The organism is Sorangium sp. So ce327 (genome assembly GCF_051530205.1).
GTDB classification, from domain to species: Bacteria; Myxococcota_A; Polyangia; order Polyangiales; family Polyangiaceae; genus Sorangium; species Sorangium cellulosum_B.
The window spans coordinates 2,432,214-2,451,343 of the sequence record NZ_CP150330.1; the positions used below are offsets into that span (position 1 = coordinate 2,432,214).

Here is a 19,130-nt window from a genome sequence, read left to right on the forward strand (position 1 = left end):
ACAGGAGGCTGTCCCGTGGACCTGGGGACCGGATGTCATGTCGCACGGGCGCGGGGGGTTGACGGATCGCGCGGCGCGAGCGCTGGGCGGCGGGGGCGTCGCGGGTGCGCCGTGGCTCGCCTCGCTCTGCCGGTCGCGGCCGTCCGTGCGCGCTCCGTGACGGCGGGGCGCGCCGCGCTTCCGGAAAGCCGATGATGCCCTCGCCGAAGAGCTCGACCTTGCTCGCGTCCGGTGTGCTGATCGACAGGAAGTACCGGCTCCTGCGCCAGATCGGCGAGGGGGCGATGGGCGTGGTCTGGGCGGCGGTGAACGTGGCGACGGCCCGCGAGGTGGCGCTGAAGCTGATCCACCGGCCGGAGACCGAGTTCCGGCTGCGGCTGCAGCGCGAGGCGCGCAACTGCGGGGCGCTGCGGCACCGGAACGTCATCGACATCTACGACATGGGGGAGACCGAGGCCGGGGAGCCGTTCCTGGTGATGCAGCTGCTCACGGGGGAGACCGTGGCCGAGCTGCTCGCGCGGCGGCGCCGGCTCGACCCGCCCGTGGCGGCGTCGATCGGGCGAGACGTGGCGAGGGGGCTCGCGGCGGCGCACGCGATGCACATCATCCACCGCGATCTGAAGCCGGCGAACATCTTCCTGCACCGCGAGCCGGACATGGACGAGCCGGTGGTGAAGGTGCTCGATTTCGGGGTCGCCAAGAACCTCTCGGTCAACGACGGCCTGCACACGGTGCAGGGCGGCGCGGTCGGGTCGCCGCTCTACATGAGCCCGGAGCAGGTGAGGGCCGAGCCGAACGTCGATCACCGGGCCGACATCTGGGCGCTCGGCGTCGTGCTGTTCGAGATGCTGACGGGCATGCGCCCGTTCCAGGGGGACGCGCAGGCGGTGTTCATGGGGATCTTGACCGGCGAGATCCCCACCGTGTCCAAGTACCTGAGGCGGGTGGACCAGGGGCTCGTCGACCTGATCGCCCGCTGCATGCGCAGGGAGCGCGCGGACCGGATCGGCTCTGCGGCGGAGGTCGCGGCGCTGCTCGATCGGTACGCGGAGCGCGGCGCGGGTCCGGGCAGGGACGCGGCGCTGCGGCAGTCGTCGCCGGAGGGGCGGGGGGCGCCCCCGGACGAGGACGTGGACGGCGGCTGGGAGGAGTCGCAAGGCGGCACGGTGGCGCTCGCGGCGCAACCTGGGTTGGCGCTCGCGGCGCCGCCTGCGTCGGTGGCGCACCCCGGGTCGGCGCTCGCGGCGCCGCCTGCGTCGGTGGCGCAACCCGCGTCGGTGGTGAACCGGTCGGGGAGCGTCGAGGGGGGCGCGGGAGCGCTGCCGCTGGCGCTGCTCGGTGGGGGGCCGCGGGCCCCGGTTCCGGTGCAGGAGTCGCCAGAGGCGCACAGGTCGCTGGGGCAGGGGGCTGCGGGGCCAGCGTCGGGCGCCGGCCCTGCGGCGGGCGCGGTTCCTCGGCGTCCGGGCAGCTCGGGCCAGCACCTGGCCGCGGCGTCCGTGGTGCGCGCGCTGCGGGAAGAGGACGTGGCGACCTTGCCCCTCACGCGGCGGAACGCGGATGCGGCCGGGGCCGCGGGGCCGCGCGCCGGGTCGGGGGCCTATCCGGCGGCGGGGCCTGCCGCCGCTGCGCCTCGGCCGCCGTCGGCGTCGGTGGCGGCGTTTGCAGCGCCGGAGCCGTCCCAGGCGAGCGCGGCGCCAGCCGCTCCGGTGCAGCCTGCGCCCGTGGCGGCGCCGCAGCAGGGCTCGTGGGCGATGACGGTGCGCATGAACGCGCCGCCGATACCCGAGCCAGGGGCGGGGCCGGGCGGCCTCGGCCCTGCTGGCGCGCTGCCGCCCGGAGGCCTCGCGGCGCCGTCGAACTGGAGCTCGGCAGCGGCCGCGAGGCTCGGCCCGGAAGCGGGCGCGAGCGCCTCGGACTCCAGGTCGGGCGCGTCCACGGCGACGGGCGCGCCGCGCCAGGCCGGGAGCTCGTCGACGACCCCGCTCGTCTCGAACCACCCGTCGGTCCATCAGGTCGGGGCGCACCAGGCCCAGGACGCTCAGGAGCGGGCCCCGCACGGCGGCGAACCGAGGCGCAAGCGTACGGCCGCGACGCTCGCGATCGTGGCTGCTGCGCTGTCGCTGATCGTCGTGGGGATGCTCATCTCGCTGAGGTCGCCGGAGACGTCCTCCGCCGCGCCGGAAGTGTCCGGGAGCGCGATGCCGTCGCTGGACCGCGCCGGAGGAGACACGGTCGCCCCGCCGGAGCGCGGGGGAGCCCCGCCGCGGACCGAGGAGCTCCCGGCGCAGGACCCCTCGGCGCCACCCGCGGAGGCGCCGCCTGGCTCCTCGGCGCTGGCGCCGCCTGGCTCCTCGGCGCTGGCGCCGCCCGTGCCCTCGGCGCCGAGCGCCCTTCCGACGAGCAGCGCGGCCGGCGCGTCGGCGCCGGGCGGCGGCGCGGGCACGGCGCCGGGGACGGCGAGCGGCGCGAAGCCGGGCAGCTCGACGCTCGGGGCGCCTCCCGCGACATCGCAGCCCGCGAAGGCTGCTCCTGCGCCATCCGCGGCCTCGTGCGCTCATCTCCGGTTCTTGGCGAAGAAGCAGTGCGAGGCGAAGCTCAAGAAATAGACTCGGCCTCTCCGCGGCTCGGGCCGCCCCTCCCGAGATGACGTCACGGTAGCGCCGCGATTCCCGGGCAGCGACGACGTGGCCGCGATCACGTGCGATGAGCGCGTGCCCACACCGGAAGCGCCGGAGCCGGCTTCGCGCTCTGCGAGCCCGACCAGCAGCTTTTCTTGACGGTGCGCTGCCTCACCTGCGACACTTCTTCGAAGCTCCGTCGACCTGCTGCCACGTCCGTCCTCCAGCGAGACCACCCCATGCAGTCCCCTTCGGCTCTTGCCGCGCCGCCGCCAGGTGCGCTCATTGGCGGCAAATACCGCCTTCTTCGGCGGATCGGCGAAGGGGCGATGGGCGTCGTCTGGGCAGCGCACAACGAGGCTACCTCCCGGGAGGTCGCGCTCAAGCTGCTGGTGCGGCCCGACCCGGAGCTCCGCGTCCGGCTGCTGCGGGAGGCGCGCGCTTGCGGCGCCGTGAGCCACCGGAACATCGTCGATATCTACGATGCTGCCGAGACGGAGAACGGCGATCCGTTCCTCGTCATGCCGCTGCTCTCCGGCGAGACGCTCTCGTCCTTGCTCAAGCGCAAGCGCAAGCTGGAGATCCACGATGCCTCGCGCATCGCTCGGGACATCGCGCGTGGCCTCTCCGCCGCGCACGAGCGGGGCATCATCCACCGCGACCTGAAGCCGTCCAACATCTTTCTCCACACCGAGCCTGGCGACGGCGATGCCATCGTCAAGATACTCGACTTCGGCGTGAGCAAGTTCCTCGCGGGTCCTCAACAGGTGAAGACCGCGACAGGCATCCTCATCGGCTCGCCGGCGTACATGAGCCCGGAGCAGGTGCGGGCGCAGAGCGATATCGATACTCGCGCGGACCTCTGGGCGCTCGGCGTGGTGATGTTCGAGATGCTCACGAGCAGGCGGCCCATCGAGGGCAAGGCGCATGAGCTCCTGAGAAACGTGCTGCACGGCGACATCCCGGCGGTGTCCCAGTCTGTCTGGCAGATCGATCCCGGCCTCGATGCGCTCGTGACGCAGTGTCTCCAGCGCGATCGCGAGAAGCGACCGCGCTCGGCGGCCGATGTCGCGGCGGCGCTCGAGCCGTTCGTCACGCCGTCGGCGCCGCAGCGCGTGCCCTCCAGGTCGGGGTCGTCGCCGGAGCTGCGGCACGAGATCCCGCAGCAGCTCGGGCGAGGGTCGTGGGGTGGGGCCGCTCCCGGGCGGTCGCCGACGCCGGCGACCGGGACGCCGCTCCCGGCGTCGATGGCGCATCTGCAGTCCCCGCAGGGACACCCTCCTGGGCGGTCGCCGACGCCGGCGACCGGGACGCCGCTCCCGGCGTCGATGGCGCATCTGCAGTCCCCGCAGGGGCACCCGATCACGCCTGTGTCGGGGCCGCGCGGGGCGGTCGCGTCGCCGCAGCAGCCGGCGGCGGGCGCGTGGCCGGGGCAGCCGGCGGCGGGCGCGTGGCCGGAGCAGCCGGCGGCGGGCGGGGCGGCGACACCGGGGCATCGGGAGCGGATGGCGAGCAATCCTCTGCTGGGGGACCGCGGGACCCTCAAGATGTCACCGGAGCAGGCGGCCGCCTATCGATCAGCGGCCAGCGCGTCCAGCGCGTCGCTCGCGCGTCCGGCCGCTCCCCTCGGAAAGGCGCTGTCGCTCGGCGGCACGGTGCCGCTCGATCCGCTCCCCGAGCCGAAGAGGCCGCCGCCTGCGCCCGCCCGCTCGCCTGTCGTGTGGATCGCGATGGCCGTGGTCGCGGCGGCGCTCCTCCTGGGGATCGGGATGGCCGCGGGGTATCTCTTGCGGCGCAGCGAGGTGGAGCGCCCGAGGGACCCCGGCGGAGAGCGTGCTACCTTCCGCGTCGCCCTCTCGTTTACGCTAGGTAAAGCGACCTCGCCCGCCGCGGCGAAGCGCCTCGACCCACCCTGCTGAGCTCGATGTCCACCTCTTTCACGCAGATCGCTGCCGGACTGGTGATCGCCGAGAAGTACAAGCTGGTGCGGCGGCTGGGAGAGGGGTCCATGGGCGTCGTGTGGGCGGCGCTCAACCTGTCCACGTCGCGCGAGGTGGCGTTGAAGCTGATTCACCGCCCGGACGCCGAGCTCCGCCGGCGGCTGCAGCGCGAAGGGCGCAACGGCGGGGCGCTGCGGCACCGCAACGTCATCGACATGTATGACATGGGGGAGACCGAGTTCGGCGAGCCCTTCCTGGTGATGCAGCTGCTCACCGGAGAGACGCTCGCGGAGCTGCTCGTGCGCAGGCGGCGGCTCGACGCGGACGTGGCGGCGTCGATCGGGCGAGACGTGGCGAGGGGGCTCGCGGCGGTGCACGCGCTGCACATCGTCCACCGCGATCTGAAGCCGGCGAACATCTTCCTGCACCGCGAGGCGGACGCGGACGAGCCGGTGGTGAAGGTGCTCGATTTCGGTGTCGCGAAGAACCTCTCCGTGAACGACGGCATCCGCACGGCGACGGGCGGCGCGGTGGGATCGCCGCTCTACATGAGCCCGGAGCAGGTGAGGGCCGAGCCGAACGTCGACCACCGGGCCGATATCTGGTCGCTCGGCGTGGTGCTGTTCGAGATGCTGACGGGCATGCGGCCGTTCCAGGGGGACGCGAGGGCGGTCTTCACCGGCATCCTGACGGGCGAGATACCGAAGATCTCCCGGTACGTGCGGCGGGTGGACCCGGGGCTCGTGGAGCTCGTGGCGCGGTGCATGGCGCGTCACCGGGACGAGCGGATCGGGTCGGCCGCGGAGATCGCGGACCTCCTCGATGGGTACACGGCGGCGGGCGCGAGGGCGGGCGTCGCCGTCGGGGGCGGGGGCGGTGCGCAGGTGGCGGCGATGGCGGCGCCCGCGTTTCCCGGCGCGGCGCCGGCAGGAGCGCCGGTGTCGCCGATGGCGAGCGGGGCGCCGGTGTCGCCGATGGCGAGCGGGGCGTCGGTGTCGCCGATGGCGAGCGGGGCGCCGGTGTCGCCGATGGCGAGCGGGGCGCCGGTGTCGCCGATGGCGAGCGGGGCGCCGGAGCGGGAGTGGAACGCCGAGCTGACCCAGAGGCTCGAGCCGGAGGCCATGGCGAGCGCCGAGGCGGCGCTGGGCGCGTCGCCCGCATGGGGCCACGGTGAGCCGGGGAAATCGACGACCGCGCCGCTCGTGCCCGGCCCGGAGGCAGGACGAGGCCCGCAGCCGTCGCCCTGGGCAGCGCGCGCAACGCCGGTGCCTCTGCAGGCGCCGCGGACGCCGCCGCGGCGGCAGGCAGGCTGGAAGCGCCTTCCAGGCCCGGCTATCGCGGCGCTCGCCGCCGGCGCGGCTGGCCTGGTGGGCGCAGCGCTCTTCGTCGCGTTGCGCGCGCCAGCGCCCACGGAGAGCGCAGCCGGGATCGATGCGCTGCCGGAGGCCGGGATCGAGAGCGCCGCGAGCGCCGCAAGGCCGCCGGACCCGCCGCCCCCGCCGGCGACCGCTGCGCCTCAGGCTTCGGTGGCGGCTGAGCCGCCCAGGGTGGATGAGCCGGTGGATGCCGGCGGCGCGAACAGCGCGCCGGACGCGGGGCCGGCGGGCGTGGAGCCGGCGTCGGTGGAGCGGAGCCAGCCGGCGGTGGAGGCGGCGGCGCCGGTGGTCGCGGCGTCGCCGCCTGCTGCGGCGCCTGCGTCGGCGCGGGCGGTCGTCGCGGCGCAGCCCAGGAGTCAGCCTCCGGCGCAGCCCGCGCCCGCGCCGTCGCGGTCTGCGCAGCAACCGGCCGCCCGGCGGCAACCCGTGGATCCGTGCGCGGGCAAGACAGGGTTCATGCGGACGAACTGCCTGCGGGACCAGGCGAAGAAGAAGGATCCCTACGCTCCCTGAGCGGTGTTGCGCGCGGGGGAGCCAGGCATCCGAGGAACTGAGGGCGCATGTCGCCTTCGACGCACCGCTGGTGCTTGCCTGATCAGGCGTGTCCCTTCGGCTCCTGGACGTCCATGGCGCCCAGAAGGGCACGGAGGTGCATCGCCTGCGGCCGGAGGCCGCGCCGCTCGAGCAGGTCCGCGAGCGTCGTCACCACCTCGCGAAAGGTGCTCGCGCGGCGCGCTGGTTCATCCGCGGCCGTGCCCGCGTCGACGGCTTTGCGCCATGCCTGAATTGCTTCGGCTTCGGCGCCGCGGTGCTGATGGCATAGGCCCTCCATCCGCAGCGCCTCGATGCGAAGCTGGGCGATGTCCCCGCGCTCGGCAAGCGAGGCCGCCTCGGCGTATGCGCGGGCCGCGCGTACGAAGTCGCTTGCCATCCATCCCACGCCCGCCTCGCCGAGCTTGGCCTGGCATGCAATGCTCCACAGCTGCTGATGCGCGGCGAGCAACGCCGCCTGGCCGTAGGTGGCCTGGGCCATGGGGCGGGCGCCCGCGGCCAGGTAGGCGCCGCCGAGAGCGAACGTCGCCCCGGCCTCCTGGGCCGCGAGGCCCTCGCTGTGGCACAGGTCGCGAGCGCGGCGATACGCCTCGGCCGTCGCCTTGAAGTCGTTCTTTGCGGCGGCGCGCGCGCCCTCCAGGAAGCACGCCTGGATGGCGGCAGCCGTCTCGGGCACGGGCATCGTGCGGCCCGTCGCCTGCTCGAAGTCCGCGCGCTGCTGCGGAGTCAGGGCTGGCCCGGGAGGGACCGGGGGGCCTTCCGACTTCCGGTCTGACTGCTGCTCGACGAAATCCAAGAGCTCATCGAGGTCGAACGAGAATCGCGCGCCCTCCGGCCCGAGCACGCTCGAGAGCGGGCCCTCTTCGGCATCGAGCACGGCGATGCGCAAGGAGGGCGGCCGCGCCGACCGAGACAACCGCTCGAGCGACCCGCGCCATGCGGGTGTGTTGGCGATCGATCTCGGGAGCAGGGCGACGAGCGCGCCGTCCAGATGGGATGACAGTCGCTCGGATGCAGCGGTGAGCACCGTGACCGCGTGCGCCTCGGGTGAGAGCGCGGGTGCGCGGGCGGGCGGCGAGAAGCGGGCGAGCGTGACGCCCTCGTCGGCGACACCTCTGCGGACGAGCTCGTAGTCGGTCGAGATGCGATCGCACAGCCCCGCGAAGTAGGGCTCGACGGCTTCGAACGCAGCGTCGTACACGAAGAGAGGTCTCCGGTTGGACGGGTCGTATTCGGCGAGGCGCATCGCCTTGACCACGTGGCCCCGGTCGCCGGAGCTGGCGACGAGCCTCGCGATGCGGTCCGGGCGTTGCTTCCAGAGGCGATCGAGATCGCGCAGGAAGCGCCTCGTCGCCACGGTGATCGGGTCCATGGTCCGCCTCAGTTCAGCTTGATGACGCCGCCGGTGACGTCGACGCTGCCGCCGGAGATCTTGACCGCCGCGCCCGAGATCTCCACGCCCGCGCCGCTGAGCTTGATGGAGGCGCCGCCTCCCGAGATGATGACCTCGCCCGCGGCGGTGACGTAGATGACGGGCGCGCTGAGGGCGGCCTGCGCGCCGCCGGCGAGAGTGAGGTTGACACCGGCGCTCACGGTCGCGTTGACGCCGACGTTCTCGTCCATCGTCAGTGCGCCGATCCGCGACACCGGCCCGGTCACGGTGTGGCTCATTGGGCCGGTGACCGTGAGGGAGCGGGGCCCCGTGACCGTCTCGACGCTGGGACCGACGATGTTGACCGTCTTCGCGCCGATGACGTTTTCCTCCACGGTGCCCATCACCGTGTCGCCCCGATGGCCGGTGACGTGAATGGACTGGTTGGCGCCGACGGTCAGCGAGTCGCTGACGCCGACCGTCACGGAGCGTGCCACGCCGATGCTCTCGGTCTGCGCGATGCCCACGTTGACCATCTGGCTCACTCCCACCGAGAGGCTCTGATGGACGCCCACCCCGATCGTCTGGAGCGTGCCCACGGAGACGTTCTGGATCTGGCCGATGGAGACGCTCTCCGTGACGCCGACGGTCTCCGTGTTGTTCAGCCCGACGGAGCTCGTACGATTGCTGCCGGTGGACTCGGCGCGGTCGACGCCGACGCTCGACGTGCTGTTGTTGGTGATGGCCTCGCTCCGATCGTGGCCGACCTCGGCGTTGTAGTCCTTGCCGGCGTGCAGCTTGACCTGCTCATGCCCGGCCGCGTCGTCAAATGAGAGCTCGTTGTGAACGCCGCCGCCCGGGCTGGACGTCGACTTGAAGGTGCTGACGGTGGGCGCGCCGCTGCCTGAGGCGGGCGGCCGGTTCTTGCCGTTGTACACGCGCCCGGTCACCATGGGCCGATCGGGGTCGCCGTCGAGGAACTCGACGACCACTTCGGTCCCGACGCGGGGGTGCCATACGCCGCCCTCGCCGGCGCCGGCGAACATCTGGCTGACGCGCAGCCAGCACGACGAGGGCTCCTTGGTGTGGCGCTCGGCCTCGAGGTCCCAGTGGAACTTGACGCGCACGCACCCGATCTCGGCGCCTGGAGGGCCGCCGACGTGGATCTCGGCCCCCTTCGTGGACGGCTCCGCGGTGACGAACGCCGTTTGCGAGCCGACGATGCGCGGCTTGGGCGTGGTGCGTGCCGGCCGGAAGCCCGATTCGGCGGGGGAGCCGCTCTTGCCGCGGCGCGCGCACTCGATCCGGGCGGAGTACGGGACACCCGAGAGGGCCACCGGCGAGCCTGGCGGCAGCTCGCCGAGCGACTCGCCGCGGACGTCGACCGAGGTGGCGAGGTACTCGCCGTCGTAGCGGTTTTCGGGGTGCTCCACGCCGAGCACGGCGCCCGCGGAGAGCACGCGGCTGGTGGACGAGAGCAGCGCATACCGCGCCTCGCTCTGCAGTCGGCCGAGGCGCGCGCCGGCGAGCGGTTTGCCCTGGTCCGGGGCGTCCGGATAGAGGCCGGGGTATGTCGATTCGAAGAGGTCGCTCCCGGCGCCTTTGGAGGGGATGTCGACGTTCATGGCGAGGACCGGCTTCTTCCAGTTGTAATCGGTGTGCGATACCTTGGACGCGCGCAGTCGGCGGCCGAGCTGGATGGAGGTGAGCGCGCGGCCGAGCAGGTCGGGGCCGAGCCGCAGAGGTGGGGTTGGTCGCAGGGCGCCGCCGTCGGTGTCGGAGAGGACGAGCAGGCAGGTCGACTCGCTGTTCTCGAAGTGGTAGCGGAGGCCCTCTTCTTCGAGCAGTCGCGAGAGGAAGGAGAAGTCGCTCTCGTTGTACTGGACGCAGTAGGGTCGGGTCGAGACGTCGGTGATGCGGCGGAGGTCGCGGACGCGAAGGGCGAACTGCTCCGCCGCGGGGGCGAAGGGCGCGTCGAGGGAGTCGCCCGGCTGGAACGGGGTGTCGCCCGCGGACATCAGGGGCTCGCCGAGGAGGACGGCTTCCAGGATCTGACGGGTCGTCTTCTCGTGGAAGATGCGGCTGCGCGTCCGGTGCGCCATGCGCACGAGCGGCGGCTCCAGCGTGACCTGGTAGAGCATGCCGTGCGGTACCGGGCCGATCTCCTCCGCCTCGGTGATCACGCCGTGCACGTACCGGACGAGCGGTTCGGTGTGGGTGAGGAGCCGGAGGGTGGCGCGCTGGCCCACGATGTCGTCGGGATCCACCGGATCGGCGGGCTCGCGGGCGTAGAGGACGAGCGTGTAGCGATAGAGCGCCGAGATCGCCTCGCGGCCGGAGAAGGCCACCACGCGGAGGTGCGAGAAGGGGCCGGTGGGGCCGGCGGCGGACTCGAAGGCGAAGGCGAAGTCGGTTGTGCTCATTGTGTAGACAATCACTGCCGATTCGGTTGATAGCGCGCGAAGACTGTATGGGACCCGTATGTTTGGTGGGTGGTCTCCTGTCTGTTGTGTTGTGACATGATTGTCGGTGTGCTCCGTGCGCCGCGATGTGTTGAGTGTAATTGATTTAACTGAGGTTCCAGCATTGACGAGCATATTCGACTACGATGAATATTGCTGCGTCAGTTAAGGACTTTGAATCGGTTCGGATATAGTCGTCGCCTAGGTGGCCCCCGCTGACTAGAGCAGTGTAGGCGTCGGCGTCGTCTCCGCGCCGCTGACCGTCGAGCTTTAGTATCACTACAGCTCCTTCCTGTCGCATTTTTTCGAAATATGGAAGTAGAGCGTCCAGGCCGCCGTCGTCTCTGAAAGTCGGCATTCCCAACGCCTTTGCCAAAGCTGGCATGTGCGATAGGTGATCTTTCATCGCTCAAAATCCTCTCAGGGCGCGTGCGATGGTTTCTACTTCCCGCAATTTCCCGGTTGCTACCTGATGAATGATGTTCCTCATTTCGGTTGAGCCTACCCCGGTGACTATGCCGTTTCGTTTTACTAGTTCCTCGACGACGGCCTGTGCGGTGCGCTTGTTGGCGTCGTTGAACATGTGACGTCCCGCAATCTCTCGCACCATTGCGGCTGCCTTGTTCCAGAATCCAGTTCTTCTCTCTGCGGCTGCTAGGACCGACGAGAGGTGGCCGTTGATTTCAGTGATCCCCCCTAGTAATCTGTTGATGTTTTTTATCTCTTCTTCTTCTATTCCGTGTCGAAAGCCGCCGGCTCCGCATTTCTTTAGTCCTAGTGGGTCGATCCATGTGAGTGGGTCTTGTGTGTAGCTGTATAGGTGGAAGCTCCCGGAAAGGCCGATTGGATCCTTGTTGATGTATCTGCCTGATTCGGGATCGTAATAACGAAATCGATTGAGGTGTAGTCCGGTGTTTTCGTCTTCGTGCTGTCCAGGCCAACGGCAAGGGCACCGTGTGCGCGTGATGTCGGTTTGCGCTGTTCCGTAGATGTCGAGGTGCGCCTGCCAAGCGACCTCGCCAGCTTCATCGAACAAGGCGACTGGCGTGCCGAGATGATCGGTGACAGCACCATAACACCGGTTACCCTCAAATTGTGCCAGCGCCGCGAACGTCTCCGGCTCGAATTCCCACGTGGTCACGCTTGCGTCTGCCCGCAGTTCGTGAACTATGTCGTTGCGATCCCACGAGTATGTGGTCGTTTGCCCGCCGGATGTCTTGCACACCCGCCGTCCCAGCGCATCGTACGCGAATGAGACGACCTCTCCATTAGGCTGGATTATCTCGCGGAGCTGGCCAGCACCGTCCCAACGGTACTTCCACGTTTGCCCATCGGACAGGACCTTCTCTGTCATGTTTCCGTCGGCGTCGTGGACATACCTTACCCCGTCGGCTTTTTTGAGCATGCCGCCGCGGCCATAGACGCGGTCCGAACGATCCGGCGTCCGATAGAGATTGCCCGCCGGATCCGGCGCCCGGTATTGCGTCGTCCCATCGGACCGGTGGGCTGCGACCAGATACGAGCGTCGGTCGTGCTCGTATCGGGTGATGCCTTTTTGCTCGTCCGCGATGGCCGCGATCTGCTCGTCGGAGCGCCACGTGTACTCGCGACGAAGCACCGGCGTGTCCATGTGCACGACCTCTTGCACTGCAGGCCGGCCCGAAACATTGTACCCCCACCGCGCCACGACGCCCCCGGGTAGCCTTCGCTCGATCTCGGCACCCGTCGCGTCGCGGGTGATGCGCATCGACCAGGGTGCACGTTCGGGCCGCACGCCTGCGTGAAGTGCTACCGGATTGAAGTCCGACCACGCCTCGTCCGGCAAGACCGCGAGCCCGCACAAGAGCCCGTTACCGTCGAAATCGTAGCCCGTGACGTGACCGGCGCTCGTGCGTCGCAGCACGCGCCTCCCCGCCGCGTCATACCGGCTCTCCACGGCCATGTTGTCGACCCGCTCCACCACGACGCGGCCGAGCGCGTCTCGTTCGAAGAGCACATCGGCGTCGCTGTTCCTCGCCCGCAGGAGGTCGCCCCGCGCATCATAAACGAACAGCACCTCCTCGGGCGGCGGCAGCGGCTGCTCAAGCGTCGGGCGGCCGGGCAGGAACTGGCGGGTGATGCGGCCCAGGGCGTCCCGCTCCACCCTGGTGATTTTCTGCTGGCCGTTCATCGTCTCGACGCACCGGCCCGCGCGGTCGTACCGGAACACCAGGGTCCGGCCGTCGAAGTCCACCTCGCGCACCACGCGACCGGCCAGATCGACGTCGATGCGGTACGTCTCACCGAGCTCGTTGGTGAGGCCGACGAGGTTCTCCTCCACGTCGTAATGGTAGCGGACCGAGTGCCCCTCGGGATCGATCTGCTCGACAAGCTTGTTGAATCCGGCGTACCGGTAACGGGTGGTGTTGCCGAGCGTGTCGGTCCGCTCGACGAGGTTGCCCTCGGCATCGTACGCCCGCCGTTCGACGCCACCGTCAGGAAAGCAGAGCTCGACCAGCCGACCGCACGCGTCCCACGAAAGCACGGTTCTTCTGCCGACAGGATCGGTGTACGTCAGGAGCCGGCTAAACCCATCCCATGCATAGCGGGCGCAGCCCCCCTCCCGATCTCTGGTCTGCGCCAAACCGCCTCGATCGTCATACAAGAGCTCGAACACCTGTCCGAGAGCGTCCTCGCTCTTCTTCAGTCGGCCACGCCAGTCGTGGTGGTAGCGGCAAGCGTGGCCGAGAGGATCGGTGATCTTGCTCGGCTTTCCCCGGTCATCGTAGCCGATGGTCCAGCGGCTTCCGGCCGCATCGACGACGGCCTCCGGGAGGCCGAATGCATTGAAGGACCGCCTCGACTCCTCCCCGAGCGCGTTCCTCTCCAGGATCGTGTTGCCGCGCTCGTCGTACACCCACTCGGTCCGATGGCCCAGACCGTCGACCTCTGCCACCTTGCGGCAGTGGTGGTCCCATTCGTAGCGCTTCTCGACGCCCGTCGGGTCGATCTCGCGCTCCACGAGTCCCGCGGCGTTGCCGAAATAGTGCGTGCGGCCGCCGCGCCCGTCGTCCACGATCGTCGTGTGGCGCGCCTTGTCGTAGGTGATGCGCCGATCGTAGATGCCGCCGTCGCCCCAGGTGCGTAGGCACCAACCCTCGGGGTGTTCCCAGTCGTACTCGAAGTAAAACGAGAGCCCATTCTTGTTGGTCTCACGGACGAGCACGCCGCCCCGGTAGCTGTACCGCAACGAGTGGCCAAGCGCGTCGGTCGCGCCGACCAAGCAGGACCCATCGTACGCGTAGCGCATGAGCGGTACGCCGTCGCAGGAGATCCGCGACAGGCGCCCCTCCCGGGTGTGCTCGACCTCGATCCTGCGGCCGGCGCTGTCCATGATCTGCCGCAGGACGCCACGCTCGTAGTAGAGCTGGATCGCGTTGTCGCAGCGGTCCGACATGCGCACGAGCAGGAAGGTACGATCGCCAGCCTGCCCGCGAGGAGCGCCGCCGGGCACGGCACGGAAGTCATGCGCGATCCCATCCCACGTGGTCAGGCGATAGCCGTCTTCATGGCGAGCGAGGGTGTACCGGTCCAGGTCGTCCCACAGCGATTGTCCTGGCAGCAGGCGGTCGTGGGTGCGCTCGCGGCCGTCCGCGAGGCGCACCCGGACCTCGATGCCCTCCTCGGTCACATGCGCGTCGAGGGGATGGTGCCAGCCCTGACCGAGCGAGCCGCAATACCGATCACGGCTGTAGTAGTTGCGCTCGAACCTCAACGGCAGCGGGCCAGGCAGCTCGAAATCCACGGCATCCGTCAGGACCTCGCCTGTCATGACGTCGACAGGGTGGCCGGTGAGAAAGCAGATGAGCTTGCTCAACCTGGAGTTCGGGGCGGCGTTCAGTGCCTTGTGGAGCGCGCCGGAGAACCACTTGGTGCGGATCCCGCGCGTCACCGCCGCGAACCAGTCCACAGCCTCGGGGCCCCCGACGTCCACGGGCGCGCCCAGCGGGATGGCGAGGCACAGCGACGTCGGCAAGTTGAGAGGGAAGTTGCAGCTCGCGACCATCGAGCCCATCCGCCCCTCGGACGAGCCCTCGAAGGTGACGGTCTTCGCGCCCGTGACGAGGGTCCCCTCGTTGTCGGGAACATCCGTCGGGTGGAACGAGACTCCTGGCGGCATCGGAAAATGCGGGATGGCGATGCAGTCCGTGCCGGTGTTCCCGATCCGGACGCTGTTCACGAAGACGGGCCCGCCGCCGCCGAAGACGGCGGTCATTCCGGCCGAGATCAACAGCCCGATCGGATCGAACACGATCCCGATGAACGGGTGAGGCAGCGGCACCGGTGCCGGCGAGGGCGGCACGATGACGAGGTGGATGTCGATGCCGAGGACGGGATCGAAGAACTTGGCGGCCTGGGACATGGTACCTTCCGCAGTTGCTCAGGGCGTGGTTGTCGCCGGGCTCGCCGCTCGTTCGCGGAGGGCTGCGACGGCCTGGATCATCTCGATCGACAGCTTCGGATCGCGCGCCAGCCTCGCGGTCCATAGCCGGACGATGGGCAGGTGAGCCGCCTCGGGCATCTCGAGATCGTGGAGCGTCTCGACCACCTGACGGCGGCCGCCGGCAGCAAGGATCCGCGCGTACTCCGGTACCGAGAGCGGTCGCTCCCGGAGGCGCTCCAGCGCGCCCACATACGCTCCGTCGTGCTTGAATCGCAGCGAGAAGCCGGCGCTCGCCGCCTCGGCCTCGAGGGCGGCCTTCCAGTGCCGCTCGACGGCGGTGAAGTCGCGCTCTGTCAGCTGGTGGGCTCCGAGCACCTCGGCCCGAGACCGATGCGCCTTGTCGATCTCGGCCGAGATCTCGGCCCATCGCTCGATCGCGAACACCTCCGGCTCGGCGTCGAGCCCGGCCGGCTCTGCGACGTCGCCCGGCGCTGGCGCCTGCTCGTCGGCGAGCGCGATCGCCGCCAGCATCGCCGGCGGAGGTGGGCGTTCCGTCGGTGCGTCGCTCTCGGACGGCGGTTCCTGCTCGGGCGCCGCATCGATCGGACCCTCCATGGTCGGTTCAGGCGCCACGGCCGTCCACGCGGGCGATGGCGCTCCCTGACCGCCGGTCCACCCGATAGGCAACTCCCTGGTGCTGACGAAGAGCGGCGCCAGCACGGTACCTGTCGGGTCAGCTTCGGCCGCGCGGTGTTCGCGATGTTCGACCGATGAGGCGATCCCCGCGAGCATCCCAGGAGCGGCAGGCGCGAAGGGGAGGGGCGACGCCCCCATCGAGGCGGCGCTGCCGATCGCGGTCGTCTCGACCGCGGCTTCCGGCACGCCGCCCGGGGAGGCGCCCTCATCGCGATCCAGGGCCGCATCGAGGTCCCTCTTGCCGAGAAAGACCGTGCTCTCCGCGGCGGAAGGGGCGAGGCGACCGCCGTCGGCGGTGACGTGGATCTCCGCTCCCCGAGCGGCCTCGTACGGGATCGAGCCGCGCCACGTGACGCAGCAGACTCCGCGGTCCGTGTCGATCCACAGCGTATCGCAGCGGAGATCCAGCCATCGTTCGGGTTGCTGCGGCCGCCGGAGGACGACGCGCGGGACGACCCCGTCGAGCCGCGTGACGAGGCGCGGGTGCTCGGGGTGGAGGTTCTCCAGCGCGATGCGCTCGTCCGGCGCGAGCCTGTCCACCTGCTGGTCGGGCGGCGCGCTGTTGAAGTAGGCCGCGTCTATGTCGTCCGGAAGCGGGTGAGCGTGCCAGTTGCGATGATCCCACAGGGCCGCGGAGCGACCGAGCCGCTCCGATCGGTCAGGCCACCCAGGAGCGATGGGGCCCATCCCCGAGGGAGGGATGGGAACGTGCGCGCTGGCGACGTAGATCCCGGGCTGCTGGAAGTTGGGCGCCCAACTCGGACCGCCGGCGGGCCCGAACGGAGCGGGCGCGATGCCCGCAGGGTTGCTCGTGCCGCGGCCACCCGCGGCGCGCTCCCAGCAGAGCGGTAACCGGGTGAACTCGGCGGGTTGGGAGAGCTCTCCGCTCGGCTGCACGCTGCGCTCACCGTAGACGGCGATGGCCTTGTTCACCGTGCCTGCGGAGAGGCGCGCGATCAGAGAGCGGACAGGCTGTCCGTGGGGTGCATAGACGTGCCCGGTGACCAGGACGTCCGCGCGGCGCTTGAAGGGGACCAGATCGCTGGGAGCTCGCAGGCTGTTCCGCTCGTCGCCTTCCCAGGGGACATCCTCGGCGCAGATCTCGTCCTGCTCTTGCGCGAGGGGCGACTGCCCCGGGGACAGCTCGTAAGTCGCTTTGCAGATGAGGGTCAGCGAACGGCGTCTGTCGGCTGTCTGCCATACGAACGAGGTCGCCTGTAAAGGGCAATGCGAGGTGATCGGTAGGGATTCAATAGATCCTTGTCGCATAGGAGTCATTGCGTGGGGGCGGGATTGTCGGACGGTCTACGAGCGAGGAGCGGCGGCTGCGGATCCGAAGTCGTTGTTCACGTGTGAGATCCGGCCAGCGCGCTCGCGACAGCGGAGCCGCTGCCGAGGAAGGGCCTCGGCTCGATGGAATGGCGGGCGCGACCGTGGCTCCGACTTTCGTGGCGGCATCCCAAGGCGATCATTCGAGCGCGGAACACCGCGAGGAGCGACGGCCCCTCGACTTGATTCCGCGTCATCGGTCGGAACCACGCTCATTCCCCCTCGTGACCTGGAACGATACACCGCGCGCGACGGTGAATGGAAGCCAGTTCACCAGATGGGTCGGGTTCGGGCGGTAGGGAACGATTTTTGCGTACGGCGCCGGTGGAGCGTTTGGGGGGCGGATCTCTCGGGCGGCTCCCCCGCCGGGTGTGCTGCTGCGGCGGGACGCCGAGGGGGCGGGGAGCGCCCGGTGCGAACCGGTCGAGAAGCGGTCGAAGGTTTCGAGAAAGGGGTCGTATGGGAGCGGTAGAAGCTCCAGTTGAGCTCCAGCGGATTACTCGCGATCCGCCTTGGTGCCGACGTGGGCGAGGGTCATGCCCTGACCACCGGAGCCAGCGTTGCCGGGCGACCACCACGGAATGCGCTCGGAACGCCGAGCGCGGGCGCGGTGCGGAGCGAGGAGGCGACGCCGGCAGGACGTCATGGCGCCGGCGATTGCTCAGACGAGAAATCCAGAAGCATGCTGGCCTCACCGGCATCGCCGATATGGTCGCCATCGCTGCCAGCACCGCCATCGCCGGCCCGGCCCAATTGGACCTCCACGCCCTCGAGGGATGGGGCGCTGCCCGGCGTGCCCTGGAAGGCGATGGCGAGGGAATGGCCGCCCTGACCGCCGCCGCCCCGGCCGCCGGAGCCTCCCTGGCCTCCCGGTCCGCCGTTGCAGCCTTCGCGCGCGTGGTACGTGCTCGAACCCATCCCGCCCGGCCCGCCATACGCGCCAGGTCCGCCGTCCTGGCCGGCGGCACCGTCGCCGCCCCTGCCGCCATTACCGGCGATCATCTGGACGCCCTCACGGAACGTGAGCGTTGCGTTGATGCTCACCAGGGCGATGCTCGACCCACCGGGAGAGCCGCCCCTGCCGCCAGCACCGCCGCAGCCGCCAGCGCCACCGTTGCCGCCGCTGGCCCCGCCACGCTGGTTAACATCAGGGCAATCGGTGCTTCCGAGGATGCCGGCGCCACCCCCGCCACCCTGGGCAGTCGCTCCGCGTTGGCCATCGCTGCCGCGCAACCCGGTGTAGCCGGCGCTGGAGAGCTGGCCGATGCCGTCTGCCCCTGCACCTGCTGCGCCCGGACCACCCGCTCTGCCTTCCTGGCCCCCGGTACACCTCTCGTTTACGACAACGTATTTGCCATCGTTGGGATAGTTCTCCGCGCCGGGAGAACCGCTATTGCCATCGCTTCCGCGCGTCTCGAAGCCATTCCCGCCCCGCCCCCCGATCGAGTCGTCGGAGGTGCCCTCTGTGCCGCACGCGTTGGGCAGCGGCGCAACGGTCATTACACTGTACGACGAGCACGCAGTGTTCCCCTGGCTGCCCTGGGGGGGGCGCGCGGGCTGCGGCGGAGGGGACGCCCCTGGGGCACCGGACGCCGCATCTTCCGCCTCGAAGATGGACCGAACCAGGTCGACGGCGCAGCTCTCGGCGATCGCTGCGATGGCGGAGGTTCCCGCGTCGGCCGGATTGATCGACGGAGCGATGACATGAAGATCTTCCAGGCGCACCGTCTCGTCTTCGGCGCGCATGGTCAGGGGCACAACCCCGGACGCCGCGGTGAGGGTGGTCTTGTTCGCCTCCCCCCACTGCCAGTGTGCATCGCAATCGAGGCCACCGTAGAGGGTCACCCCCACCGTCACGGTGAGCGATTCCTCGAACGTCTGGGCGCACGCGTACACGCGTCGCCCGCTCTCGTCCTCGCTCTGCGCGGCGAGCGCGAGGGCTTCGGCGAGCGTCTTCACCGGTGTCTCGGGCGTCCCGTTCCCGCCGTCGCTCGCCGTGGCCGACACGAACACGCCGCAGCGCGCGTCCGCGGTCCAGCCCTGCTTGCTGGGCACGCACACCAGGGGCGGCGGCCCTCCTCCTGCACCCCCTGCGCCTGCGGCACCCCCGGTTCCAGCGGCGCCGCCCGCCCCTGCTCCGCCGGTTCCAGCGGCGCCGCCCGCCCCTGCTCCGCCGGTTCCAGCGGCGCCGCCAGCCCCGGCGCCGTTGTCTGCCTCGCCACCCCTCCCGCCTTCGTCTCCACATCGATGCAGCTCGCTGCAGTCGGGGCCGAGGCAGCTCGTTGTCTGGCTCGCCACCGCGAACGACGCCAGGACCAGCGTCGAGGCCCCGCGCGCAGCCAGCCGTATCCCTCTCTTGATG

General features: G+C 70.3%; 8 protein-coding genes. 3 read left to right on the top strand and 5 right to left on the bottom strand.

Annotated elements, in window-relative coordinates; translation table 11 throughout:
• Nucleotides 1–191: 191 nt before the first annotated feature.
• The 3 genes from WME95_RS09175 to WME95_RS09185 all read left to right on the top strand — a co-directional run bounded on the left by WME95_RS09175 (nt 192) and on the right by WME95_RS09185 (nt 6,447).
• On the top strand, nt 192–2,606 hold the full coding sequence (locus tag WME95_RS09175) for a protein kinase domain-containing protein (protein WP_437908035.1): 2,415 nt from the start codon (nt 192–194) through the stop codon (nt 2,604–2,606).
• A 251-nt stretch (nt 2,607–2,857) separates the two neighbouring features.
• Nucleotides 2,858–4,537: a protein kinase domain-containing protein gene (locus WME95_RS09180; RefSeq protein ID WP_437908036.1), complete on the top strand. Its 1,680-nt coding sequence runs from the start codon at nt 2,858–2,860 to the stop codon at nt 4,535–4,537.
• A gap of 5 nt (nt 4,538–4,542) precedes the next feature.
• Nucleotides 4,543–6,447, top strand: coding sequence for a protein kinase domain-containing protein (locus tag WME95_RS09185; protein ID WP_437908037.1), 1,905 nt, complete (start codon nt 4,543–4,545; stop codon nt 6,445–6,447).
• 82 nt (nt 6,448–6,529) lie between these two features.
• Here WME95_RS09185 and WME95_RS09190 read toward each other — a convergent pair whose 3' ends face one another.
• The 5 genes from WME95_RS09190 to WME95_RS09210 form a co-directional block, all read right to left on the bottom strand.
• Nucleotides 6,530–7,858 carry a hypothetical protein gene (locus tag WME95_RS09190; protein ID WP_437908038.1) on the bottom strand — a complete coding sequence of 443 codons (1,329 nt, stop codon included), beginning with the start codon at nt 7,856–7,858 and terminating at the stop codon, nt 6,530–6,532.
• Between the two features lie 8 nt (nt 7,859–7,866).
• Nucleotides 7,867–10,281, bottom strand: a complete 2,415-nt coding sequence (locus WME95_RS09195) for a type VI secretion system Vgr family protein (RefSeq protein ID WP_437908039.1) — start codon at nt 10,279–10,281, stop codon at nt 7,867–7,869.
• Nucleotides 10,282–10,729: 448 nt separating this feature from the next.
• Nucleotides 10,730–14,722 carry a DUF6531 domain-containing protein gene (locus WME95_RS09200; protein WP_437908040.1) on the bottom strand — a complete coding sequence of 1,331 codons (3,993 nt, stop codon included), beginning with the start codon at nt 14,720–14,722 and terminating at the stop codon, nt 10,730–10,732.
• A gap of 18 nt (nt 14,723–14,740) precedes the next feature.
• Entirely contained in the window at nt 14,741–16,708 is a 1,968-nt protein-coding gene (locus WME95_RS09205) for a DUF2169 domain-containing protein (protein ID WP_437908041.1), read from the bottom strand.
• 702 nt (nt 16,709–17,410) lie between these two features.
• On the bottom strand, nt 17,411–18,823 hold the full coding sequence (locus WME95_RS09210; RefSeq protein WP_437908042.1) for a hypothetical protein: 1,413 nt from the start codon (nt 18,821–18,823) through the stop codon (nt 17,411–17,413).
• Nucleotides 18,824–19,130: the final 307 nt, after the last annotated feature.